Raw genomic sequence first — 23,099 nt, forward strand, 5'->3', positions numbered from 1 at the left:
CCGTTCATGCGCGCCGCAATCTGGCTCCTCGCGCTGTTCGCCGTCGCTGCGGCGGTGGCGCTGTTCGCCGGCAACAACCAGGGCACGATCACCGTGTTCTGGCCGCCGTGGCGGGTCGACCTCTCGCTGAACCTCGTGCTCGTGATCCTGCTGCTGACCTTCGTGCTGCTGCACGTCGCGTTGCGCGCACTCGCGGCGCTGTTCTCGCTGCCCACGCAGGCGCGCCACTGGCGGCTGCAGCAGAAGGAGCGCATGCTGCACTCCGCCTTGCTCGACGCCATGGTGCAGCTGATCGCCGGCCGCTTCTCGCGCGCCCGCAAGGCTGCGCAGGCCGCGCTCACGCAGGAAAAGACACTGGCCGCGCTCGGCGCCGAGCTGCCGCAGGCGCAGCAGGTGCGCGTGCTGTCGCACCTGCTGGCCGCTGAAAGCGCGCAGGCCCTGCAGGACAAGGCCGCGCGCGACGCGCATCTGCAGCAGGCCCTCAACGAAAGCGCCGACCGCACCGTGCTCGCGAGCCCTGAAACCCGTGAAGGCGTGCAGCTGCGCGCCGCGCGCTGGGCGCTCGACGACCGCGACCCGACGGCCGCGCTCGCACGGCTCGAAGAACTGCCGCAGGGCGCGCAGCGCCGCACGCTGGCGCTGCGGCTGCGCCTCAAGGCCGCGCGGCAGGACCGTCGCACGGTCGAGGCGCTCGACACCGCGCGCCTGCTGGCCAAGCACCGCGCCTTCTCCGACGCGGCGGCGCAAAGCATCGTGCGCGGCCTCGCGACCGAACTGCTGACCGGTGCGCACGACCCGGCGCAGCTGCTGCGTGCGTGGTCCGAACTCGATTCCGCCGAACGCCAGATGCCCGAGGTGGCCATCCACGCGGCCCAGCGCATGGTCGCGCTGCGTGGCGACCTGGCGCTGGCACGCGGCTGGCTGCTGCCGGCCTGGGAGCGCATGGTGGCGAACCCGCGTGGCCTCGGCGACGGGCTGCGCGTGAAGCTCACGCGCGCGCTCGAAGCGGGGCTCGATTCGGTGGACGCCGACTGGCTCGCACGCATCGAAAGCGCGCAGCGCAACAACCCGCGCGACGCCAACCTGCAGTACCTCGCCGGCATGGCCTGCATGAAGCGCCAGCTCTGGGGCAAGGCCCAGCAGCTGCTCACGCAGGCCGGGCTGGGCCTGCAGGACCCCGACCTCTACCGGCGCGCCTGGCTCGCGCTGGCCCAGCTGGCCGAGGCGCGCGAAGACCACGCGCAGGCGGCCGACGCGTGGAAGCGCGCGGCGCAGGTCGACAGCACGCCCTGAGCGTTGCCTCAGTCCGCCGGCTTCAAGAGCACGCGGATTCCTTGGCGGTCGCCAGGCCCGTCGTTCGCACCGACGGCTTGCCATTGCCGAAGATCAGCAGGCTGAAACCGGCCAGCACCCACACCCCGATCCCGCCGTAGAGCATCACCCAGCCGAAGCTGTGCACCAGCGCCGCATGCACGGCGGCGCCCGACGGATCGGCCTGCGCCAGCGCCGGGAACTGCTCGGGCAGCGACGCGAAGCTGCCCGCCGCGACTTTCTCTGCCAGCGCGCGCAGCTGCGCTGCATCGAGCGACGCGGACAAGGTCTGCTTCAGGTGCGCGTGAATGCCTTCGAGTAGCAGGAACCCCATCAGCGCAATGTTGATGGCCAGCGTGATCAGCCGCGCGCTCATGTCCATGCCCGAGGCCATGCCCGCGCGCGCGCTCGACACCGAGCCGGTGGTGGTGTTGGTGACGGGCGTGTTCGTCAGCCCCAGCCCGATGCCGGCCAGCAGGCAGCCGGGCAGCAGCGTGAGCCAGCTCGCATTTGCCAAGCCGCTGCCCCAGCGCATCGCGACGAAGCCCAGCCCGATCACGAACAGCCCCGCCGGGATCACCACGCCGGGCCGGTAGCGCATCGACAGGCGCTCGGCCAGCGGCGGCAGCACCAGCGTGGGCAGCGTGTAGGCCAGCAGCGCCGAGCCGGCCGTGACGGCGTCGTAGCCCAGGCCGCTCTGGAAGTAGATCGGCAGGTAGATCATGAACGGCCAGAAGCTGAAGTTCATGCCGATGGAGCCGACGATCGAGCCCGAGAAATTGCGGATGCGGAAGACCGAGAAGTCGAACATCGGGTGCGGGTTGATCTTCTCCACCCACACGAAGACCGCGAAGCAGGCCAGCGTCGCGACGAGGATGCCGATGGCCACGGGGCTCGTGAAGCCGAGGCCCGGCCCCTGCGTGATGAAGTAGGTCAGGCCGAACACCGCGAGCGACAGCGTGACGATGCCCGGCAGGTCGAGCCGCTTCGCGTCGGGGTCGCTGGACTCTTCCACGCTGCCCAGGACCAGTGCCAGCGCCACCACGGCCAGCGGCACGTGGACCAGGAACACCCATTCCCAGCTCGACAGCGCAACGATCGCGCCGCCGACGATCGGCCCGAAGCCCAGTCCCATGCCGAACACCACGCCCCAGATGGCGAAGGCCTTGCTGCGCTCCTTGCCTTCCTGGAACTGGTGCGACAGCACCGCGAGCTGGCAGATCAGCATCGCGCCGCCGGCCAGGCCCTGCAGGAAGCGGCTGACGATCAGCACCGGCGCGTTGCCCGCGATGCCGCACGCCAGCGAGGTGAGGCCGAACAGCACCACACCGACGATCAGCACGCGCTTGCGGCCGTAGCGGTCGGCCACGGTGCCGGCCGCCATCAAGACCGTGGTGCAGGCGAGGGTGTAGGCGTTCATGATCCACTGCATGTCGCTGAAGTCGCCGTGCAGTGATTTTTCGAGCGTGGGAAGAATGACCGGCACGCTGGAGATTTCCAGGCCGAACATCAAGGCAATCAGGCAGACCGCGGACAGGGCGATCCGGTTCTTGCCGGCAGGGGAGAGGGACATCGGGCGGTTTCCAAAAAGGCAGAGCGGCCGATTCTGGTGAAACCCTCTTCATGATGGAAATGATTTGATTTCCTAGAATTCATTAGGAAACATCATTGATCAAAACTCCCCATGGACTTCGACCCCACGCTGTTGCGCGCCTTCGTGGCCGTCAAGGAAACCGGCGGCTTCACGCGCGCCGCCGAGCGCCTGCACCTGACCCAGTCGGCCATCAGCCACCAGATCCGCAAGCTGGAAGAGCAGGTGGGTCGGCCGCTGTTGCACCGCACGACGCGCCGCCTCACGGTGACCGAGGACGGTGAAGACTTCCTGCGCTACGCGACGCAGATCCTCGACACGCTCGACGCGATGACGCGGCGCTTCCAGCCCTCGCCGATCTCGGGCGTGGTGCGCTTCGGCGTGCCGGACAACTTCATGGGCGACCGCCTGCCGCCGCTGCTCTCGCAGTTCGCGCGCGGGTTCCCGGCCGTGCGCATGGAGGTCTGCGTGAGCATGCACACCGACTTGCGCGCGGCCATCCGCGCCGGCGAGCTCGACCTCGCGGTCGTGATGTCGCCGCCCGACGTGGTGGAGGGCACCTGTCTGCGGCGCACGCAACTGGTCTGGGCTGCGGCCGAGGCCTTCGAGGCGCCGAAGGGCGCATCGCTGCCGCTGGCCTTCTTTCCGAAGCCGTGCGTCAACCGGCAGGTGGCCGGGTCGGCGCTCGACCTCGCGCCGCTCGACTGGCACGTGGTCTTCACCTCGGCCAGCCCGCAGGGCATTCGCGCGGCGGTGCTGGCGGGGCTGGCGGTGACGGTGCTCACGCGCGAGGAGGTGGAGCCGGGCATGAAGATCGTCGACGGCCGCTACGGCCTGCCGCCGCTGCCGAGCGTGAACTTCTCGTTGATCTGGAGCGAGAACGGCAAGACGCCCTGCGCCTGCCGCTTCGGGCAACTGATCCTGGAGATGCCGGACCTGCCCGGCGTCGAGGCGCTGCCGCAGCAGGCCTGAACTCCGAAGCAAAAAAAACGGCGCCACGAAGGCGCCGTTTTCATTTGCGAGGGAGCAGGGCTCAGAGCGAGCGCTGCTGTTCCTGCGGCTGCTGCTGTTGCTGTTCGAACGGCAGCGACATCGAACCGAGGTCGCGGCGGGTTTCGACCAGCACCAGCGGGCCTTCGTCGAGCACGATCACCGGCGGGCGTTCGCGCGGCACGTGCACCGGCTTCGGCTCGGCGGCGATCGCGGCGCGCGCCTGCGCGATGCGTTCGGCATCCGAGTTGACCCACTGCAGGCCCGAGCTTTCGGCGATCTGCGCGAGCTCGTTCAGCGGCAGTTCGAAGGCCTGCACCTTGGGCAGTGCACGGCCGTTGCCGGCGGGCGCTGCTGCTGCGGGCTTGGCCGCGGCTTCGACCACGATGGGCGCTGCGACGGGGGCCGGTGCGGGCGCGGCGGGGCGCTCGAAGCGCGGCTGCTCCTGCACCTGCGGCGCGGGTTCGCGCACTTCGACCGCGGTGGCGACCACGGCCACTGCGGCGGCTTCCGCCACCAGCGGCAGTTGCTGCTGCGGCTGGCGCTCGGCCTGGGCTTCGGCAGCCACGGCGCCTTCGGCGACCGGTGCGGCGTCTGCGCCGTTGGCTTCGCTGCCACCGTTGCCGGCGTCGTCACGCGGACCGCGTTCGCGGCGGTCACGGCCGTAACGGTCACGCGAACGGCCGCGGCGCTCTTCGCCGTCGCGGCGCGGGGCTTGCTGCTCGTTGCCTTCGTTGCTGTTGCCTTGCTCGGCATCGCCAGCGACAGCCGATTCGGCCACGCGTGCGTCGCCTTCGTTGGCTGCAGGTGCGTCGTTGCGGCGCTCGCGGCGGCCGTCGTTGCGCTCACCGCGCGGGCCGCGCGACTCGTCGCCACGGCCGTTGCGGGGCTGGCGCTCGCCGTCGCCGGCGGGTGCTGCTTCATCGCGCGGCTGTTGCTGCTGCGCGTCGCCGTTGCGCTCACCGCGCTCGTTGCGTTCGCCGCCACGTTCACCACGCTCGCCACGTTCACGGCGCTCGCCGCGGGCGCGGGGTGCGCGTTCCGCTGCGGCATTGCCGTTCTCGTCGCCGCCGGGTGCCGGCTGCTGTTGCTGCGCGTCGAGGTTCAGGTTGCCGTCGAGCAGGGCTTCGGCCGGCGCGTTGCGGCCTTCGCCACCTTCGCGGCGCTCACCGCGACCGCCACGGCGTTGTTCGCCGTCGCGCGGTGCGCGTGCTTCACGGGGCTCGCGTTGCTCGCGTGCCGGGTTGGTGCTGTCGTTGCGCTGCTCGGTGTTGCGAGCCTCGCCGCGGCGTTCGCCGCCTTCACGGCGCTCGCCGCCGCGTCCGCCACGGCGGTCACCGTCGCGTCCACCCGAACGGCCGCCGCCTTCGCCACGGCCTTCGCCGCCGCGTCCGCCGCGGCGCTGTTCGCCGTCGGCGCCGCGCGCACCGCGCGTTTCGCCGTCACGGCCCGGGCGACCGCCTTCGCGGCGGGGCTTCGGTGCTTCGACCGGAATGGCGCTGGGCGCCGGTGCCGGTGCGGGCGCCGGCGAGGCGCCGCCGAAGAAGCTCTTGATCCAGGCCATGAAGCCGGTCTGTGCCGGGGCCGGAGCGACCACTGCGGGCGGGGCCACCGGTGCGGGCGCGGGCGCAGCGCGCACCGCTTCGGGCTTGGGCGGCACCACGGGCGCGGGTGCGTCGGGCAGCACGCCCTTGATGACCGGCGTCTGCTTGTTGGTGGGTTCCTGCGAACGGCGCGTGACCGAGGTCGGGTCCTCGATCTCGTCGGCCATCTTGTAGCTGGCTTCGATGTGATCGAGGCGCGGATCGTCGTGCTTGAGGCGCTCGAGCTTGTAGTTCGGCGTTTCGAGCGTCTTGTTGGGCACCATCAGCACGGTGACGCGCTGCTTGAGCTCGATCTTGGCGATTTCAGGGCGCTTTTCGTTCAGCAGGAACGAAGCGACTTCCACGGGCACCTGCACATGCACGGCGGCCGTGTTGTCCTTCATGGACTCTTCCTGAATGATGCGCAGGATCTGCAGCGCGCTCGATTCGGTGTCGCGGATGTGGCCCGAGCCGCCGCAACGGGGGCAGGGGATCGACGAACCTTCGGACAGTGCCGGCTTCAGGCGCTGGCGGCTCATTTCCATCAGGCCGAACTTGCTGATCGAACCGAACTGCACGCGGGCGCGGTCTTGCCGGAGCGCGTCGCGCAGGCGGCTTTCGACTTCGCGGCGGTTCTTCGACTCGTCCATGTCGATGAAGTCGATGACGATCAGGCCGCCCAGGTCGCGCAGGCGCATCTGGCGGGCCACTTCGTCGGCGGCTTCGAGGTTGGTGCGGGTGGCGGTTTCTTCGATGTCGCCGCCCTTGATGGCGCGGGCCGAGTTCACGTCGACGGACACCAGTGCTTCGGTGTGGTCGATCACGATGGCGCCGCCCGAGGGCAGCTGCACGGTGCGGGCGTAGGCCGACTCGATCTGGTGCTCGATCTGGAAGCGGCTGAACAGCGCCGCGTCGTCGCGGTAGCGCTTCACGCGGGCGGCATGCTCGGGCATGACGTGCGCCATGAACTGCTGCGCCTGGTCGTAGATGTCGTCGGTGTCGATCAGGATGTCGCCGATGTCGTGATTGAAGTAATCACGGATCGCGCGGATGACGAGCGACGATTCCTGATAGATCAGGAAGGCACCCTTGCCGCCCTTGGCCGCGCCGTCGATGGCGGTCCACAGCTTGAGCAGGTAGTTCAGGTCCCACTGGAGTTCGGGCGCCGAGCGGCCGATGCCGGCGGTGCGCGCGATGATGCTCATGCCCTTCGGGTACTCGAGCTGGTCCATCGCCTCCTTGAGCTCGGCGCGGTCGTCGCCCTCGATGCGGCGCGACACGCCACCGCCACGGGGGTTGTTGGGCATCAGCACGACATAGCGGCCGGCCAGCGAGATGAAGGTGGTGAGGGCGGCGCCCTTGTTGCCGCGTTCTTCCTTTTCGACCTGGACGGTGAGTTCCTGGCCTTCACGGATCACGTCCTGGATGCGGGCCTGGCTGGCCGACACGCCTTCGGCAAAGTACTGCTTGGAGATTTCCTTGAACGGCAGGAAGCCGTGGCGGTCTTCGCCGTAGTCGACGAAACAGGCTTCGAGCGACGGCTCGACGCGGGTCACGACCGCCTTGTAGATGTTGCCCTTGCGCTGTTCGCGCCCTTCGATTTCGATTTCGTAGTCGAGCAGTTTCTGCCCGTCGACGATGGCCAGGCGGCGTTCTTCGGCCTGCGTGGCATTGATCAGCATCCGCTTCATGATGCGTTGTCCTTATATGTATCGTTCTACCGGCTCATGACGAGCCAACGATGCACGGACGACGCCCGCGAAACCAGGGAATTGCCGCTTGGCCCCGGATGCTGTGACTGCCGCGCCAGGCGCGAGCAGGCCTCTCGAGCGTCAGCTCAAGAAGACAGCCGGGGTGGGGGCGCGTGGATGGGCGCGAGCCAGATTCGGTGTTGGGTGGCTGCCTTTTTGACAGCCGGTTGCGCAAGGGTGGCGCGCACTGCGGGCGATTCAATGCCTGAGGCGACTGGTCGAAACCAGGTCGACCAGCGCAGGCATATTTGAATCAGCAGCATCAACACAACAAGGGACTCGCTTCGATCCGCCTGCAGCTTGGAAGCTGCAGGCTGGGTATTCCGTATCGGTGTTTCGTGGGTGTCGGCTTGACTTGGGTGCCTGGCCTGCCACTTTGCGCGATTGCGCGGGGTTTGCGGGCTGGACGCCAAAGCGGCATCGACCTCACAGCATGGTCGTCAGTGCTCTAAACTTCTGTCTAATCAAGCACTTACACGACCGCGCTGGTGAAAAACATTATAGGTGCGAAGAAAAGCCCCGCGGGGGCTCCAAATCCCGCGGATCGACCCGCGGGCGCCGACACCGGCACGCCGCACGCCGCCATCCACTTCCTGACCGTCGACGCCGAATCCGCCGGGCAGCGGCTCGACAACTTCCTGTTTCGCCATCTGAAAGGCGTGCCGAAGACGCACGTCTACCGGATCATCCGGTCGGGCGAGGTGCGCATCAACAAGGGCCGCGCCCAGGCCGAAACCCGCATCGAAGACGGCGACCTGGTCCGGATTCCGCCGGTCCGCATATCGCCGCGCGCCGAAGAGGGTGCCACGCCGCCCGCGCCGGCGCGCGAGTTTCCCGTGTTGCTCGAAGACGAGGCCGTGCTGGCCATCGACAAGCCGGCCGGCGTGGCGGTGCACGGCGGCAGCGGCGTGAGCTTCGGCGTGATCGAGCAATTGCGCACGGCGCGCCCGGGCGCCAAGTTCCTGGAACTGGTGCACCGGCTCGACCGCGAAACCTCCGGCATCCTGCTGGTCGCCAAAAAGCGCAGCGCACTGGTGGCATTGCAGGACCAGTTTCGCGAGCGTGAAACCGGCAAGACCTACCTGGCGTTGGTCGAAGGCGACTGGCCCGCCAACAAGAAGGTGCTCGACGCGCCGCTGGCCAAGTACCTGCTGCCCGACGGTTCGGGCGCCGGTGCCGGCGAACGCCGCGTGCGCGTGGTCGCCAAGGACCACCCCGACGCGATGCGCGCCGTCACGCTGGTGCGCGTGCTGGCCCGCCTCAGCCTGCCGGGCGACGCCACGCCGCTGTCATTGCTGGCGGTGACCATCAAGACCGGGCGCACCCACCAGATCCGTGTGCACCTGGCCTCGGCCGGGCATCCGATTGCCGGCGACGACAAATATGGCGAGTCCGATCGGCAGCGCGCCTTGCACAAACTCGGCCTCAAGCGCATGTTCCTGCATGCGTGGCGGCTGCAATTCAACCACCCGGCCAGCGGCGAGCGCATTGCGCTGCAGGCCGGGCTGCCGCCCGAGCTGCATGCGCTGATGTCGCGTGCGGCGCTCGAGGCGATGGCGCAACATCCCACCCCCACGGCCCATGACTGATTCTTCCGCCAGCCCTGCACGTTCCCCTCGCTTCGACCTGATCGCCTTCGACTGGGACGGCACGCTCTACGACTCCACCCGCCTGATCGTGCGCTGCATCCAGGCGGCCGTGGTCGATGTCGGCGGTGCCAAGCCCAGTGAGGACGATGCCGCCTGGGTGATCGGCCTGGGCCTGGCCGAGGCGCTCGCGCGCGCGGCGCCCGACGTGCCCAAGGAAAAGTACCCCGAGCTCGGCGCCCGCTACCGCTACCACTTCCTGCAGCACCAGGACGACCTCGTGCTGTTCGACGGCGTGCTGCCCATGCTCGATGCGCTGCGCGCGCGTGGCCACAAGCTGGCCGTGGCCACGGGCAAGTCGCGCCGCGGCCTCAACGAAGCATTGAAGACGGTGGCGCTGCGCGACCGCTTCGACGCCTCGCGCACCGCCGACGAAACCTTCGGCAAGCCGCACCCGCGCATGCTGCTCGAACTCATGGAAGAGCTCGACGTGCCGGCCGAGCGCACGCTGATGATCGGCGACACCACGCACGACCTGCAGCTGGCGCAGAACGCCGGCTGCGCCAGCGTGGGCGTGGGCTTCGGCGCGCATGCGTCGTCCACCTTCGACGAATTCAAGCCGCTGTACGTGGCGCAGTCGATCGCCGAGCTGCAGGCCTGGCTGCTCGGGAACGCCTGAGGGCCAAGGCATGAGCGACTCGCGCATCCCGCTGTGCAATGCCTCGGACCTGGTCGAGGGCGGCAACGCCGTGCCCTTCGACGTGGTCCACGGCGGCGAAACCTGCCGTGCCTTCGCGGTGCGCTTCGAGGGCCTGCCGCATGCGTACCTCAACCGCTGCAGCCATGTGGCGATGGAGATGGACTTCCAGCCCGACCGCTTCTTCGACGACAGCGGCCAGTGGCTGCTGTGCGCCACCCACGGCGCTGTCTACAAGCCCGACACCGGCGAATGCGCGGGCGGACCCTGCCGCGGCGGGCTCGTGAAGATCGCGCTGAGCGAAGAAGACGGCGTGGTGCACTGGCATACTGACTGGAACCTCCAACCTCTTTCCTTCTGACATGACCGATCCGAATCGCAGGGAACCCCAGGGTTTCGAACCGCTGGAGCCGGCCGTCCCCCTCACGACATCCCAAGACAGCCCCCGCACCATGGCCCAAGATCCCACGCAGCGCCCCGGGTGGGAGCGCGCCACGCTCGAGAAACTCGCGTTCGCCTCCCTGAATGAGCAGAAGGCCACGCGCCGCTGGAAGACCTTCGTGCGCCTGGGCTGGCTGGCCTTCTTCGTGTTCCTGGCCTGGTTTGCGTTCTCGCGCAGCACGCCCAGCACCGCCAAGACCACGGCCCATACGGCCGTCGTCGAGATCAAGGGCGAGATCGCCAACGGCGGCGACGCCAGCGCCGAGTTCGTGATCGCCGCCATGAAGACGGCCTTCGAGGACGAAGGCGCCAAGGGCGTGGTGCTGCTGATCAACTCGCCCGGCGGCAGCCCGGTGCAGGCCGGCATCATCAACGACGAGATCAAGCGCCTGAAGGCCAAGCACAAGAAGCCGGTCTACGCGGTGGTCGAAGAGACCTGCGCCTCGGCGGCGTACTACATCGCAGCTGCCGCCGACAAGATCTTCGTCGACAAGGCCAGCATCGTCGGCAGCATCGGCGTGCTGATGGACGGCTTCGGCTTCACCGGCGTGATGGAAAAGGTCGGCGTCGAGCGCCGGCTGCTGACGGCCGGTGAGAACAAGGGTTTCCTCGACCCGTTCAGCCCGATGAACGACGCGCAGCGTGCGCATGCCCAGTCGATGCTCAACCAGATCCACACGCAGTTCATCAACGTGGTGAAGACCGGCCGCGGCGACCGCCTCAAGCTCGATACCCCGGGCCTGTTCAGCGGCCTGTTCTGGAGCGGCGAGCAGGCCGTCGAGTTCGGCCTGGCCGACCAACTGGGCAACGTCGACTTCGTGGCACGCGAGGTGATCAAGGCCGAGGAAGTCATCGACTACACGCGTCGCGACAACGTGGCCGAGAAGCTGGCCAAGAAGTTCGGCGCCGCCATGGGCGCGGCCTCGGTGAGTGCGCTGAAGACTTCGCCGGCGCTGCGCTGAGCGCGGCTTTTTTTCAGGCGGCGCTGCTGTCGCCGCTGCCGGTGAACCGGGCCGAGGCCGCCAGCGCGGCGGCAAAGGCCACCACCACATAGAGCGCGGCGGTCAGCGAGCTGACCCGCGCCAGCAGGCCGATCACCGCGGGCCCTGCCATGAACCCCAGGTAAGCGATGGCCGACACGGCGGCAATGCCATTGGCGGGCGCCACGCCCGGCACGCGGGCCGAGGCGCCGAACAGGATCGGCACCACATTCGCGAAACCAACGCCGACGCCTGCGAAGCCGAGCAGTGCGAGCCAGGGCAGGTCGGTCAGCAATACCAGCGTCATCGCCCCCGCCGCGAGGAGGCCACTGCCGCGCAGCAAGGCCGTGGGTGAGAAACGGGCGCGCATCGCATCACCGCCAAAACGTGCGGCTGCCATCGCGGCGGAAAAGCTCGCATAGGCCAGCGCGGCCTGCTGCTGCGGGCTGCCCAGTTCCTGCTGCATGTAGAGCACGCTCCAGTCGTAGATGGCGCCCTCGGCGATCAGCCCCAGCGCGGCCAGCACGCCAAGCACCGCGAGCACGCCGCGCGGCAGGCGAAAGCTATGGTCCGCTGCGGCCGCGCCGTCGGCGGGGGCAGCCGGCGTGGGCAGCATGCGCGTTGCCGCGATCGCGACCACGCCGATCATCACCACGGCCACGGTCCACAAGTGGGTCTGCGGCGCCATGCCGGCGGCCAGCGCCGCGCTGCCGCTCGCGGCACCGACCATACCGCCGAGGCTGAACATGCCGTGCATGCCGCTCATCAACGGTTGATTGCCGCGCAACTCGAGCTGTGCGGCCTCGGTGTTGATCGCCACGTCGAACACGCTGGTGACCAGGCCGAACACCGCCAGCAGGCCCAGCAGCGCGGCATAGCCGGGCATCGCGATCAGGCCGGCGATCAGCAGTGCGTAGACGCAGCCGCACAGCGCGGCCATGCGGCGCGGGCCGTGGCGGCCGATCCAGCGCCCGGCGCTGGTCAGGCCGACCATCGCGCCGGCGCCCGCCGCGAGCATGGCGAGCCCGAGCTGCGCCTCGTCGATGGCGTAGTGCGCCTTGACCGTCGGCACGTGCACGCCCCAGGTCGCGAAGATGAAGCCCGACGCGAAGAACTGGGCGCGCGACGCCCAGCGCGTACCGGCCGTGACGCCCGGCCCCACCCTCAGCGCCCGATCGCGAACACGGCGGGCAGGCGCTCGTCGGTCGTGGCCTGCGGCTTGGCGGCGCGCCAGGCTTTCACCGTCTCGCTGCGCACCTGCGCGGTGGCGAGCGTCAGGCCGCGCGCGACGGCGAGGCGGGTGTTGTGCTGCAGCGTCTGCACCAGCGCCTGCAGCAGGGCGGCGTTGCGGTACGGCGTTTCGATGAAGAGCTGCGTCTGGCCGGTCTTGAGCGCGAGCGCCTCGAGTTCGCGGATGCGCGCCTGGCGTTCGCCGCCGTCCTGCGGCAGGTAGCCGACGAAGGCGAAGTTTTGTCCGTTCAGGCCGCTTGCTGCGAGGGCCAGTAGCAAAGACACCGGCCCGGTGAGCGGCACGACGGTGATGCCCAGGTCGTGCGCGGCGCGCGCCACCGACGAGCCGGGGTCGGCCACGGCGGGCATGCCGGCTTCGCTCAGCAGGCCGATGTCGTGGCCTTCGAGCGCGGCGGCGAGCAGCGGGCGGGCGTCGAACTGGCCGGCGTGGTCGCCTTTCTTGTGCACTTCGCGCGGCAGTTCCTGGATGTCCTGCGCCTGCAGCGGCGCGGCGAGCGGGGCGACGGCGTCGACGCGCTTCAGGTAGGCGCGGGCCGACTTGGCGTTCTCGCAGATCCAGTGCGTGATGCCGGCGGCGGCCTGCAGCGTGCCCAGCGGCAGGGCGTCCTGCAGAGGGGCCTGGAGGTCGCAGCCGAAATCGAGCGGCGCGGGGACGAGGTAGAGCTTGCCTTTTGTGGTCACAGCAGGTCGACTCCCGCGGCACGCAGCATCCGGCAGGTGCGGATCAGGGGCAGGCCGACCAGCGCGGTGGGGTCGTCGCTGTCGATGGCGTCGAGCAGCGCGATGCCGAAGCCTTCGCTCTTGGCGCTGCCGGCGCAGTCGTAGGGCTGTTCGGCTAATAGATAGCGCTCGATGGCGGTGTCGGAAAGGTCGCGGAACACCACGCGCACGGGGGCGATGTCGCGCTGGACGAAGCCCGTGGCGTGGCAAACGACGGCCACGGCGGTCTGGAAGATCAGCGTCTGGCCGCGCATGCGGCGCAGCTGGGCGGTGGCCCGTGCGTGGTCGCCGGGCTTGCCGAGCGCGTCGCCCGCCAGGTCGGCGACCTGGTCGGAGCCGATCACCACCGCGTCGGGAAAGCGCGCGGCCACGGCGTTGGCCTTTTCCAGTGCCAGGCGCTCGGCCAGCGCGCGGGGCGTTTCGCCGTCGAGTGGGGTTTCGTCGACTTCGGGGGCGTGCACCTCGAAGGGCAGATGGAGGCGGGTGAGCAGTTCGCGCCGGTAGCGCGAGGTCGAGGCGAGGATCACGGTGCGTTGCATGCAGCGATTGTGCGTGAGCGACCGGACCCGACCGGCTCGGCGGGTTGCTCGCCTGGGAGGCCGGCCGGCGCGCTAGACTGGGGCAGATGAAGAGAGAATTTGCCCCCGAAAGGCTCAATGTGCCCGCGTTCACCGCGGCGGCCGCCACGCTGGAAGGCGCCGATCCGGTCCCGGGTTTCGCGCGCCTGGTCGCCGAACTGGCGACGCCGGCCACCGACGCCGTGGTCCGCTGGGAAGCGACCGGTGAAGAGCGCCCCGGCGCCGACGGCAAGGCGACGCCCTGGCTGCACCTGGATGTCGAAACCACCGTGCCCCTGGTCTGCCAGCGCTGCCTGTCGCCGGTCGATACCGAACTGTTCGTGGACCGCTGGTTCCGTTTCGTGGCCGACGAGGCCACGGCCGAGGCGGAAGACGAGGAGTCCGACGAAGACCTGCTGGTCGTCAGCCGCGACTTCGACCTGCGCGGGCTGATCGAGGACGAGCTGCTGATGGAAATCCCCGTCATGCCGGTCCACGACGTGTGCCCGACCCCGGTGCGCCTGTCCTCCAGCGACGACGATTTCCAGGCGGCCGAGGAGGCCAAGCCGAACCCCTTTGCCGTGCTCGGCGCGTTGCGTCCGCGCAAGCCCGAAGAGGGTAAGTAGCCCTTTCTCTCTGGCTGGGCTATAATCATGGGCTTCGCGCGCGCCGCCGTGAGCAGCAATGCATACAAGGCAAAGGCAGAACGTGGCATTCCATGCATGCCGCCGGAGCTTTCGTCTCATTGCCACCGCTTGAGCCCGCATCCAGTCACCCACCTAACCGTCCAGGAGCCATCATGGCCGTCCAGCAAAACAAGAAGTCGCCTTCCAAGCGCGGCATGCACCGTTCCCACAACGCCCTGGGCGTGCCCGGCATCGCTGTCGAGCCCACCACCGGCGAAACGCACCTGCGCCACCACATCAGCCCGAACGGTTTCTACCGCGGCCGTCAGGTGCTCAAGAACAAGTCCGAAGCCTGATCTCGAATCCCAAGGCCAAGGCCCGAAGCTACTTTTGCTGTAGCGTCGGGCCTTTGTTTTGATGGCTGCGCCTTTTTCTCCCGAACTCACTGCTGCGCCCGCCGCAATCACGCTCGCCGTGGATTGCATGGGGGGTGATCATGGGCCGCGTGTCACGCTCGCGGCCTGCCGCGCGTTTCTCGAGCGGCACAGCGAAGCCTCGTTGCTGCTCGTCGGTGCGCCGGCCGCATTGACGGGGTTTGCCGACCATCCGCGCGCCCGCATCGTGCCGGCCAGCGAAGTGGTCGGCATGGACGATCCCATCGAAATCGCCCTGCGCAAGAAGAAAGACTCTTCGATGCGCGTCGCGATCCAGCAGGTCAAGGATGGCGCGGCGCAAGCGGCGATATCTGCCGGCAACACGGGCGCATTGATGGCGATTGCACGCTATCTGCTCAAGACGCTCGACGGCATCGATCGTCCTGCCATCGCGCCGCAGCTGCCCAATGTGAAGGGCGGGGCGACCACCGTGCTCGATCTTGGTGCGAACGTCGATTGCGACGCTGAGGATCTGCTTCAGTTCGCCGTGCTGGGCTCGGCGCTCGTTTCGGCGCTGACCGGCAACGAATCGCCGTCGGTCGGCTTGCTCAATATTGGCGAAGAAGCCATCAAGGGCAGCGAAACCATCAAGAAGGCCAGTCAACTGCTGCGTGCAGCTGCCAACTCCAAGGATCTGAACTTCTACGGCAACGTCGAAGGGAACGACATTTTCAAGGGCACGACCGACATCGTCGTGTGCGACGGATTTGTCGGCAACGTGGCGCTGAAGGCCAGCGAAGGCGTCGCGTCGATGATCGGCGAGTTCATTCGCGTCGAGTTTTCGCGAAACATTTTCACGAAACTGGTGGCTATTGTTGCTTACCCGGTTCTAAAAGCGTTCAAAGGTCGCCTGGATCATCGTCGCTACAACGGCGCGGCCCTGTTGGGCCTGCGCGGGCTGGTGTTCAAGAGCCATGGCTCGGCCGACGAAGTGGCTTTCGGCCATGCGTTGGATCGCGCTTATGATGCCGCTCGCAACAACCTGCTCGATCGCGTGCGGGCCCGCATCGCCCACGCCGCGCCTTTGCTCGCGCGGCAGGAGTCGGCGGTGCCGGCCGACGCGACAGCCCTTCACGCTTGATGACCCCTTTTTCGCGCATTACCGGCACCGGCAGCTACCTGCCCCCCCGCCGCGTCACCAATGACGACCTTGCCAAGGATCTGGCGACACGCGGCATCGAAACTTCCGATCAGTGGATCGTCGAGCGCACCGGCATCCACGCGCGCCACTTCGCGGCGCCCGATGTCAGCAGCAGCGATCTCGGCCTCGAAGCCGCGAAACACGCGCTGGAAGCCGCCGGCCGCAAGGCGAGCGACGTCGACCTGATCATCGTCGCGACCTCGACGCCCGACATGGTGTTCCCGTCGTCGGCCGCGATCCTCCAGCACAAGCTCGGCATCGCCGGCTGCCCGGCCTTCGACGTCCAGGCGGTCTGCAGCGGTTTCGTCTACGCACTGACGGTGGCTGACGCGATGATCCGCACGGGCACCGCGCGCTGCGCGCTGGTGATCGGCGCCGAAGTGTTCTCCCGCATCCTCGACTTCAACGACCGCACCACCTGCGTGCTGTTCGGCGACGGCGCGGGTGCGGTGGTGCTCGAGGCTTCCGACGAACCTGGCATCTTGGCCAGCGACCTGCATGCGGACGGCAAGCACGTCGGCATCCTGTGCGTGCCGGGCCATGTGTCGGGCGGCAACGTGCTCGGCACGCCGCTGCTGCACATGGACGGCCAGGCCGTCTTCAAGCTGGCGGTGCGCGTGCTCGAAGATGCCGCGCGCGCCACGCTGGCCAAGGCCGGCAAGACCGAGGCCGACATCGACTGGCTGATCCCGCACCAGGCCAACATCCGCATCATGGAAGGCACGGCCAAGAAGCTGAAGCTGCCGCGCGAGAAGCTGGTCGTCACGGTGCACGAGCACGGCAACACCTCGGCCGCCTCGATCCCGCTGGCGCTCGACGAAGCCGTGCGCTCGGGCAAGGTGAAGAAGGGTGAGACCCTCATGCTGGAAGGCGTGGGCGGTGGCTTCACCTGGGGCGCGGTGCTATTGAATCTGTAGTGCGTCGCGGCGCCCCGAAGCGGGCGTCGGCGCGGTGACGAAGAAACAACAATGAAATCCTTTGCTTTTGTCTTTCCGGGTCAGGGCTCGCAGGCGGTCGGCATGCTCGACGCCTGGGGCGATCACCCGGCCGTGGTCGAGACCTTGCGCGAAGCCTCTGAAGCGCTGGGCGAAGACATCGGTGCACTGATCAAGAACGGTCCCAAGGAAGAGCTGGCGCTCACCACCAACACGCAGCCCGTGATGCTGGTGGCTGGCGTGGCCGCCTGGCGTGCCTGGCTGGCCGAAGGTGGCGCCGCGCCGTCCGTGGTGGCCGGCCATTCGCTGGGCGAGTATTCGGCGCTGGTGGCTTCGGGCGTGCTCACGCTTTCGCAGGCCGCACCGCTGGTGCGTTTCCGTGCGCAGGCCATGCAGCAGGCCGTGCCGGTCGGCGTCGGCGCGATGGCGGCGATCCTTGGCATGGCGTCCGACAAGGTGGTCGCCGGCTGCGCCGAAGCCACCGCCACGTTCGGCCCCGGCAGCGCCGAGGTGGTCGAGGCCGTGAACTTCAACGATCCGATGCAGACCGTGATCGCCGGCAGCAAGGCTGCGGTCGACAAGGCCTGCGAGCTGTTGAAGGCCAACGGCGCCAAGCGCGCGTTGCCGCTGCCGGTGTCGGCGCCGTTCCATTCAAGCCTGATGAAGCCCGCGGCCGAAGCCCTGCGCGAGAAGCTCGCGAGCGTGGCGCTGGCCGCGCCGCAGATTCCGGTGCTCAACAACATCGACGTGGCCGTCGAGACCGATGCCGACCGCATCCGCGACGCCCTGGTGCGCCAGGCCGCCGGTCCGGTGCGCTGGGTCGAGAGCGTTCAGGCCTTGAAACTGCGCGGTGTAGCCGCCATCATCGAGTGCGGTCCCGGCAAGGTGCTGGCCGGCATGGTGAAGCGCATCGCCCCCGAACTGGAAGCCGCGTCGGTGTACGACCCGGCCACCCTCGCGGACGTCCGACAATCGCTCGCCGGCTGAACGCCGCCAGGCCCCGATACTTTTTCTCTTTTATGAGCACTCCCAAATTCGAAGGCCAGGTCGCCCTGGTCACCGGCGCAACGCGCGGCATCGGCGCCGCCATTGCGCTCGAACTCGCGCAGCGCGGCCTCAAGGTCGTGGGCACCGGCACCACCGATGACGGCGCCGCCAAGATCACCCAGGCGCTGAGCGCGTTCGACGGCCGCGGCCGTGCGCTCGACGTGAACGACGGCGCTGCTGTCGAAGCCCTGATCGACGAGATCGTGCAGGCTTACGGCGCGATCCATGTGCTGGTCAACAACGCCGGCATCACGCGCGACACGCTCGCCATGCGCATGAAGGACGACGACTGGGATGCGGTGCTCGACACCAACCTCAAGGCCGTCTTCCGTCTCTCGCGCGCGGTGATCCGCCCGATGATGAAGCAGCGCTATGGCCGCATCATCAGCATCACGAGCGTGGTGGGCGCGTCCGGCAATGCCGGCCAGGCCAACTACGCGGCCGCCAAGGCCGGCGTGTCGGGCATGACCCGTGCGCTGGCCCGCGAACTCGGCAGCCGCAACATCACGGTCAACTGCGTCGCGCCGGGCTTCATCGAAACCGACATGACGGCCAGCCTGCCGGAAGCCCAGCAACAGGCGCTGCTCTCGCAGATCCCGCTGGGCCACCTGGGCAAGCCGGCCGACATCGCGCATGCGGTGGCCTACCTCGCATCGCCGCAGGCCTCGTACGTGACGGGGCAGGAACTGCACGTCAACGGCGGCATGCACATGTAGCCGAAAGGCGCAATCTTTTTCCGTACCGGAGCGCGGGGCAAATGCCACGGGCCGCCCGGCTAAAATCCACCAGTTACCTACAACCCTTAGAGGGAATCAAATGAGCGATATCGAAGCACGTGTCAAGAAAATCATCGCCGAGCAGCTCGGCGTGGAAGAGTCCCAAGTGACGAACGAAAAGGCTTTCGTGGCCGACCTCGGCGCTGACTCGCTCGACACGGTCGAACTCGTGATGGCACTCGAAGACGAGTTCGGCATCGAGATCCCGGACGAAGACGCAGAGAAGATCACGACGGTGCAGAACGCCGTCGACTACGCCACCAAGAATCAAAAGGCCTGATCGGCCAGCTGACACTGCAACGACGGCCGGCGGCTCTTTTTTCAACCGCCCGCGCCGCTCGGCAGCTGTCCAGCGCTTCCAGAAAGGTTTGCCGGCATGACCAAACGCCGCGTCGTCGTGACCGGACTCGGTTGCATCGCTCCTGTCGGAAACACCGCAACCGAATCCTGGACCAACCTGTTGGCCGGGAAGTCGGGCATTGCGAACATCACCGCGTTCGATGCAAGCGCCTTCGCCTGCAAGTTCGCCGGTGAGGTCAAGGGTTTCGACATCACCCAATACATCTCGGAGAAAGAAGCGCGTCACATGGACCGCTTCATTCATCTGGGACTCGCCGCCGCCATCCAGGCGGTGCAGGACAGCGGACTGCCGACCGGCGACGCGCTGTCCTATGAAAAGGCCGTGCGCATCGGCTGCAACATCGGTTCGGGCATCGGCGGTCTGCCGATGATCGAACAGACGCATGGCGAGTACGCGAGCCGCGGCCCGCGTCGCATTTCGCCGTTCTTCGTGCCGGCGTCGATCATCAACATGATCTCGGGCCACGTCTCGATCAGGTACGGCTTCAAGGGCCCGAACATCGCCGTCGTGACCGCCTGCACCACCGGCCTGCATGCCATCGGCACGTCGGCACGCATGATCGAGTACGGCGATGCCGACGTCATGATCGCGGGCGGCGCCGAATCGACCATCTCTCCGCTCGGCATCGGTGGCTTCACCGCGCCTCGCGCGCTGAGCACCCGCAACGACGATCCCGCCACGGCCTCGCGTCCGTGGGACAAGGACCGCGACGGCTTCGTGCTGGGCGAGGGCGCCGGCGTGCTGGTGCTCGAGGAGTACGAACACGCCAAGGCGCGCGGCGCCAAGATCTACGCGGAAGTCTCCGGCTTCGGCATGACGGGCGACGCGTACCACATGACCGCCCCCGACGTCGACGGCCCGCGCCGTTCGATGGCGATGGCGCTGGCCAATGCGGGTGTCAACGCCGACGAGGTCCAGTACCTGAACGCGCACGGCACCTCGACGCTGATCGGTGACCTCAACGAGACCAATGCGGTCAAGCTGGCGTTCGGCGATCACGCGAAGAAGCTCGTCGTCAATTCGACCAAGTCCATGACCGGCCACCTGCTGGGCGGCGCGGGCGGCATCGAATCGGTGTTCACGGTGCTCGCGCTGCATCACCAGAAGAGCCCGCCGACGATCAACATCTTCAACCAGGATCCGGAGTGCGATCTCGACTACTGCGCCAACGAGGCGCGCGATCTGAAGATCGATGTCGCGGTCAAGAACAACTTCGGCTTCGGCGGCACCAACGGCACGCTGGTGTTCAAGCGCGCTTGAGCGTCGCTCTCCCATGCACAGCGCACCGTCGGTGACCTATCCGGTGGGGCGCACCCGCGGCGCGACCCGGATTCTTCTGGCCCTTTGGACTCTGGGCGTCTGCTGCGCCGGCGCAGCCTGCTATCTGTTCGATAGCAATGGCTGGCGCCAGTTGTTACTGCTCCTCAGCGTCGTCTTTTCCGGTGTCGCGGCAGGTTTCGGCCTGCGGCGCGACGGGGTGGCGACGCTGCATTTCGATGGATCGCATTGGTCGCTGACCGGTGCCGATCCGACGCGCGGCGTGCTCGCCGCGCGCGCCGTGGTGGCGCTCGATTTCCAGTCGCTGCTGCTGGTCCGCCTGGCCGAACCCGGCCGCGCGGCCCGCTGGGTCTGGCTCGAGCAGCGGGCCATGCCCGAGCGCTGGCGCGACGTGCGCCGTGCGGTCTATGCGCGGCCCCCGGCGGCCGAGCCGGCCGGCGATCCCTGGCGCGCGACCGCTCCGGCCGACGCGCCCTGACCCGTTTCGATGACCACTTCTTTGCCTCCCGTGCCTCCGGAGTCCGCGCTGCCCGATGAGGCGGCGCAGGCGCCGCGCCCGGGTGAGGTCGATTTCCAGCTGGTCCAGCGCACCGTCGCGGGCGACCAGAAGGCGTTCGAGCTGCTGGTCATCAAGTACCAGCGCCGCATCGAACGCCTGATCGGACGCATGGTGCGCGATGTCGACCTGATCGAGGACATCGCCCAGGAAACCTTCATCCGCGCCTACCGCGCGCTGCACCAGTTCCGCGGCGAGGCGCAGTTCTACACCTGGCTGTACCGGATCGCAGTGAACACCGCCAAGAAGGCGCTGGTGGACATGAAGCGCGATCCGACCGTCTCCGAAAGCGCACTGCGTTCGTCCTCGGATGACGAAGATGAAACTTACCGTCCTGGAAACGAACCAACCAGCGATGAAACCCCCGAATCGGTCATGGCGGCGAACGAAATCGCCAGTGCCGTCGAGGCTGCCATGGAAGCGCTCCCCACCGAGCTGCGCCAGGCGGTCACGCTGCGCGAGATCGAGGGGATGAGTTACGAAGAGATTGCCGAGGTCATGGATTGCCCGATCGGCACGGTGCGCTCGCGTATTTTCCGGGCGCGCGAGGCCATTTCGGCCAGGGTCAAGCCGCTGCTGGACAACCAGTCCGGCAAGCGTTGGTAGATCAGCAGGTGAATGACATGAATCAGACGATGACGGTTCGGGAACAGGTGTCCGCACTGGCGGACGGCCATTTGCAGGGCGAGGCGTTCGCGCGTGCGATCGAATCCGTCTGCGCCGAGGACGACTCGCGCGACGCCTGGCACGCCTACCACGTGGTGGGCGATGTGCTGCGCTCGTCGGCGCATTCGCGCTGCAGCGACACCTCGGCCTTCCTGGCGCGTTTCCAGCAGCGGCTGGCGCAGGAGCCGGTCGTGATCGCTCCGCCCGCGGCCGTGGCGCCGCTGGCCGCCGTGCCGGCCGCGATGCCCGTTCGGCAACGCGCTGAGGCGGCCAACGAGCCGGTGTTCCGCTGGAAGCTGGTGGCCGGCGCCGCGTCGTTGATGGCCGTGGCGGCCATCAGCTGGACGCTGGTCGGCAACGGCGCCGCGGTGCCGAACGGCGGTGCCCAGCTGGCCGCGGTGCAGCCGCCCGTGGCGAATTCGGTGCTGGCGGCCGCGGCCGGCGGCAGCGAGCTGCCAGGCAACGGCGCCCTGACGCCGACCCGCGTGCTGGTCGGCAATGGCAATCCGCAGGTCATGCTGCGCGATCCGCGCCTTGACCAGCTGCTCGAAGCCCACCAGCAGGCCGGTGGTGCATCGCAAATGCCGTCCGGTTTCCTGCGCAACGCCACCTTCGAGGGCCCCACGCGCTGATTGCGCGACCGTCGCCGCCTGCAATGACCGTTGTTCACATGCCGATTTCCGCACGCACCCTGGTGCTCGCGTTTGCTGTTCTTTGCCTGGGGCAGATGGCCACCGCGCAGACCCGCTACGGTGCGGCGAACACGAAGAGCGTGCCCTCGGCGCAGACCGACGAACCGCCGGCCATGGGCGTGACCGAGTGGCTGCAGCGCATGCATGCGGGCGCACGGCAGCGCAGCTACGTGGGCACCTTCGTGGTGTCGGCGCCAGGTGGCGATCTGTCGAGCGCGCGCATCTGGCATGTGCGCGACGGCGATCACCAGCTGGAACGCATCGAAGCGCTGTCGGGCCCGCCGCGCTCGACCTTCCGGCGCAACCGCAACGTGATGACCTTCCTGCCCGAGGCGAAGGTCGTGAAGGTCGAGAAGCGCGAGAACCTCGACCTCTTCCCCAACCTGCCCGACAAGCCCGATTCGTCGGTGGGCGACTACTACGACGTGCGCGCCATCGGCAAGGACCGCGTCGCGGGCTTCGATGCCGACGTGGTGCAGCTGGTGCCGCGCGACGGCCTGCGCTTCGGCTACCGCATCTGGAGCGAGCGACGCTCCGGCCTCGTGGTGAAACTCCAGACCGTCGACAGCGACACCCGCGTGGTCGAGCAGTCGGCGTTCTCCGAGCTGCAGCTCGATGCGCCCGTGAAGGCGCAGGCGCTGGCGCAGATGATGGCCAACACGAGCGGCTACCGCATCGAGAAGCTCGAGCTCGAGCGCAGCACGGCGCAGGACGAAGGCTGGATGCTGCGCACACCCGTGGCCGGATTCAAGCCCCGAAGCTTCTTCCGGCGCCCCGCGCTGCCCGCCGGCGACGGCAAGCCGCCCAAGCCCGAGGCGACCACCGTCCAGTGGACCTTCTCCGACGGCCTGGCGACGGTCTCGCTCTTCATCGAACGCTACGATCCCACGCGCACGCCGGGCGACGGCGTGCTGACCATCGGCGCCACCAACGCGATCCGCCGGCGACTGCCCGCACCGGCCAGCGACTGGTGGCTGACCGCGGTCGGCGAGGTGCCGCAGCAGACGCTCAATGCCTTTGCCCAGAGCCTCGCGCGCACGCGCTGACGGGCGATGGGCTGACGCCGTGCAGGCGTTCGGGCTGAACCAAGCCGGCGCCGGGTACTCATAGCCTCTGTCGTTATTTGCAG

23 protein-coding genes are annotated in these 23,099 nt (G+C 68.3%); 18 read left to right on the plus strand and 5 right to left on the minus strand.

Going from position 1 to position 23,099, the window contains the following annotated elements; translation table 11 throughout:
* Nucleotides 1-6 precede the first annotated feature (6 nt).
* On the plus strand, nt 7-1,293 hold the full coding sequence (locus VHAB30_RS01880) for a heme biosynthesis protein HemY (RefSeq protein WP_159275620.1): 1,287 nt from the start codon (nt 7-9) through the stop codon (nt 1,291-1,293).
* A gap of 22 nt (nt 1,294-1,315) precedes the next feature.
* On the opposite strand, the gene VHAB30_RS01885 is transcribed toward VHAB30_RS01880, so the two are convergent.
* Entirely contained in the window at nt 1,316-2,884 is a 1,569-nt protein-coding gene (locus tag VHAB30_RS01885) for an MFS transporter (RefSeq protein ID WP_159275621.1), read from the minus strand.
* A gap of 111 nt (nt 2,885-2,995) precedes the next feature.
* Between VHAB30_RS01885 and VHAB30_RS01890 the strand changes: the two genes are divergently transcribed.
* The gene (locus VHAB30_RS01890; RefSeq protein WP_159275622.1) at nt 2,996-3,874 is read left to right on the plus strand and encodes a LysR family transcriptional regulator; all 879 of its coding nucleotides are present in this window, start codon (nt 2,996-2,998) and stop codon (nt 3,872-3,874) included.
* Nucleotides 3,875-3,935: 61 nt separating this feature from the next.
* Here VHAB30_RS01890 and VHAB30_RS01895 read toward each other — a convergent pair whose 3' ends face one another.
* Nucleotides 3,936-7,166 carry an Rne/Rng family ribonuclease gene (locus tag VHAB30_RS01895; RefSeq protein WP_159275623.1) on the minus strand — a complete coding sequence of 1,077 codons (3,231 nt, stop codon included), beginning with the start codon at nt 7,164-7,166 and terminating at the stop codon, nt 3,936-3,938.
* A 548-nt stretch (nt 7,167-7,714) separates the two neighbouring features.
* Between VHAB30_RS01895 and VHAB30_RS01900 the strand changes: the two genes are divergently transcribed.
* The 4 genes from VHAB30_RS01900 to VHAB30_RS01915 are packed head-to-tail and all read left to right on the plus strand — an operon-like array spanning nt 7,715 to nt 10,912.
* Nucleotides 7,715-8,815 carry an RluA family pseudouridine synthase gene (locus VHAB30_RS01900; RefSeq protein WP_062475576.1) on the plus strand — a complete coding sequence of 367 codons (1,101 nt, stop codon included), beginning with the start codon at nt 7,715-7,717 and terminating at the stop codon, nt 8,813-8,815.
* A complete protein-coding gene (locus tag VHAB30_RS01905) occupies nt 8,808-9,491 on the plus strand; it encodes an HAD family hydrolase (RefSeq protein ID WP_159275624.1) in 684 nt (227 codons plus the stop codon). The genes VHAB30_RS01900 and VHAB30_RS01905 overlap by 8 nt, the downstream gene beginning before the upstream one ends.
* A gap of 10 nt (nt 9,492-9,501) precedes the next feature.
* Nucleotides 9,502-9,870, plus strand: coding sequence for a Rieske (2Fe-2S) protein (locus VHAB30_RS01910; RefSeq protein ID WP_070062237.1), 369 nt, complete (start codon nt 9,502-9,504; stop codon nt 9,868-9,870).
* Nucleotide 9,871: 1 nt separating this feature from the next.
* Nucleotides 9,872-10,912 (plus strand): S49 family peptidase, encoded by a 1,041-nt coding sequence (locus VHAB30_RS01915; RefSeq protein ID WP_056572114.1) that lies wholly within the window; start codon nt 9,872-9,874, stop codon nt 10,910-10,912.
* 13 nt (nt 10,913-10,925) lie between these two features.
* On the opposite strand, the gene VHAB30_RS01920 is transcribed toward VHAB30_RS01915, so the two are convergent.
* Genes VHAB30_RS01920 through VHAB30_RS01930 form a run of 3 tightly spaced genes read right to left on the minus strand, consistent with a single transcriptional unit; the run spans nt 10,926 to nt 13,440 of the window.
* Nucleotides 10,926-12,092, minus strand: a complete 1,167-nt coding sequence (locus tag VHAB30_RS01920) for an MFS transporter (RefSeq protein ID WP_159275625.1) — start codon at nt 12,090-12,092, stop codon at nt 10,926-10,928.
* A 2-nt stretch (nt 12,093-12,094) separates the two neighbouring features.
* Entirely contained in the window at nt 12,095-12,862 is a 768-nt protein-coding gene (locus VHAB30_RS01925; protein ID WP_159275626.1) for an SAM-dependent methyltransferase, read from the minus strand.
* Nucleotides 12,859-13,440, minus strand: a complete 582-nt coding sequence (locus VHAB30_RS01930; protein ID WP_159275627.1) for a Maf family protein — start codon at nt 13,438-13,440, stop codon at nt 12,859-12,861. Before VHAB30_RS01930 ends, VHAB30_RS01925 begins: the two co-directional genes overlap by 4 nt.
* Nucleotides 13,441-13,526: 86 nt before the next feature.
* Here VHAB30_RS01930 and VHAB30_RS01935 point away from each other — a divergent pair, with 86 nt between their 5' ends.
* From VHAB30_RS01935 to VHAB30_RS01990, 12 genes are all read left to right on the plus strand, one after another.
* Nucleotides 13,527-14,084, plus strand: a complete 558-nt coding sequence (locus tag VHAB30_RS01935; protein WP_095949572.1) for a YceD family protein — start codon at nt 13,527-13,529, stop codon at nt 14,082-14,084.
* 173 nt (nt 14,085-14,257) lie between these two features.
* Entirely contained in the window at nt 14,258-14,440 is a 183-nt protein-coding gene (gene rpmF / locus VHAB30_RS01940; RefSeq protein ID WP_057592299.1) for a 50S ribosomal protein L32, read from the plus strand.
* A gap of 61 nt (nt 14,441-14,501) precedes the next feature.
* Entirely contained in the window at nt 14,502-15,599 is a 1,098-nt protein-coding gene (gene plsX, locus VHAB30_RS01945) for a phosphate acyltransferase PlsX (RefSeq protein ID WP_159275628.1), read from the plus strand.
* Nucleotides 15,599-16,576 carry a beta-ketoacyl-ACP synthase III gene (locus VHAB30_RS01950; protein ID WP_070062242.1) on the plus strand — a complete coding sequence of 326 codons (978 nt, stop codon included), beginning with the start codon at nt 15,599-15,601 and terminating at the stop codon, nt 16,574-16,576. The genes plsX and VHAB30_RS01950 overlap by 1 nt, the downstream gene beginning before the upstream one ends.
* Before the next feature lie 51 nt (nt 16,577-16,627).
* The gene (gene fabD, locus VHAB30_RS01955) at nt 16,628-17,581 is read left to right on the plus strand and encodes an ACP S-malonyltransferase (protein ID WP_159275629.1); all 954 of its coding nucleotides are present in this window, start codon (nt 16,628-16,630) and stop codon (nt 17,579-17,581) included.
* 32 nt (nt 17,582-17,613) lie between these two features.
* Nucleotides 17,614-18,357, plus strand: coding sequence for a 3-oxoacyl-ACP reductase FabG (gene fabG, locus VHAB30_RS01960; RefSeq protein WP_062475549.1), 744 nt, complete (start codon nt 17,614-17,616; stop codon nt 18,355-18,357).
* Between the two features lie 100 nt (nt 18,358-18,457).
* A complete protein-coding gene (gene acpP / locus VHAB30_RS01965) occupies nt 18,458-18,697 on the plus strand; it encodes an acyl carrier protein (RefSeq protein ID WP_007830471.1) in 240 nt (79 codons plus the stop codon).
* Nucleotides 18,698-18,793: 96 nt separating this feature from the next.
* Nucleotides 18,794-20,038, plus strand: coding sequence for a beta-ketoacyl-ACP synthase II (gene fabF / locus VHAB30_RS01970; protein WP_159275630.1), 1,245 nt, complete (start codon nt 18,794-18,796; stop codon nt 20,036-20,038).
* A 13-nt stretch (nt 20,039-20,051) separates the two neighbouring features.
* Nucleotides 20,052-20,534, plus strand: coding sequence for a hypothetical protein (locus tag VHAB30_RS01975; protein WP_159275631.1), 483 nt, complete (start codon nt 20,052-20,054; stop codon nt 20,532-20,534).
* A 9-nt stretch (nt 20,535-20,543) separates the two neighbouring features.
* Complete coding sequence (gene rpoE / locus VHAB30_RS01980; RefSeq protein WP_235926394.1) at nt 20,544-21,218, plus strand: RNA polymerase sigma factor RpoE; 675 nt, start codon at nt 20,544-20,546, stop codon at nt 21,216-21,218.
* Nucleotides 21,219-21,235: 17 nt separating this feature from the next.
* Complete coding sequence (locus VHAB30_RS01985; RefSeq protein ID WP_159275632.1) at nt 21,236-21,910, plus strand: sigma-E factor negative regulatory protein; 675 nt, start codon at nt 21,236-21,238, stop codon at nt 21,908-21,910.
* A 38-nt stretch (nt 21,911-21,948) separates the two neighbouring features.
* The gene (locus VHAB30_RS01990; protein ID WP_235926396.1) at nt 21,949-23,016 is read left to right on the plus strand and encodes a MucB/RseB C-terminal domain-containing protein; all 1,068 of its coding nucleotides are present in this window, start codon (nt 21,949-21,951) and stop codon (nt 23,014-23,016) included.
* The last annotated feature ends 83 nt before the right edge of the window (nt 23,017-23,099 follow it).

Source organism: Variovorax boronicumulans (assembly GCF_009811375.1).
Lineage (GTDB): Bacteria > Pseudomonadota > Gammaproteobacteria > Burkholderiales > Burkholderiaceae_C > Variovorax > Variovorax boronicumulans.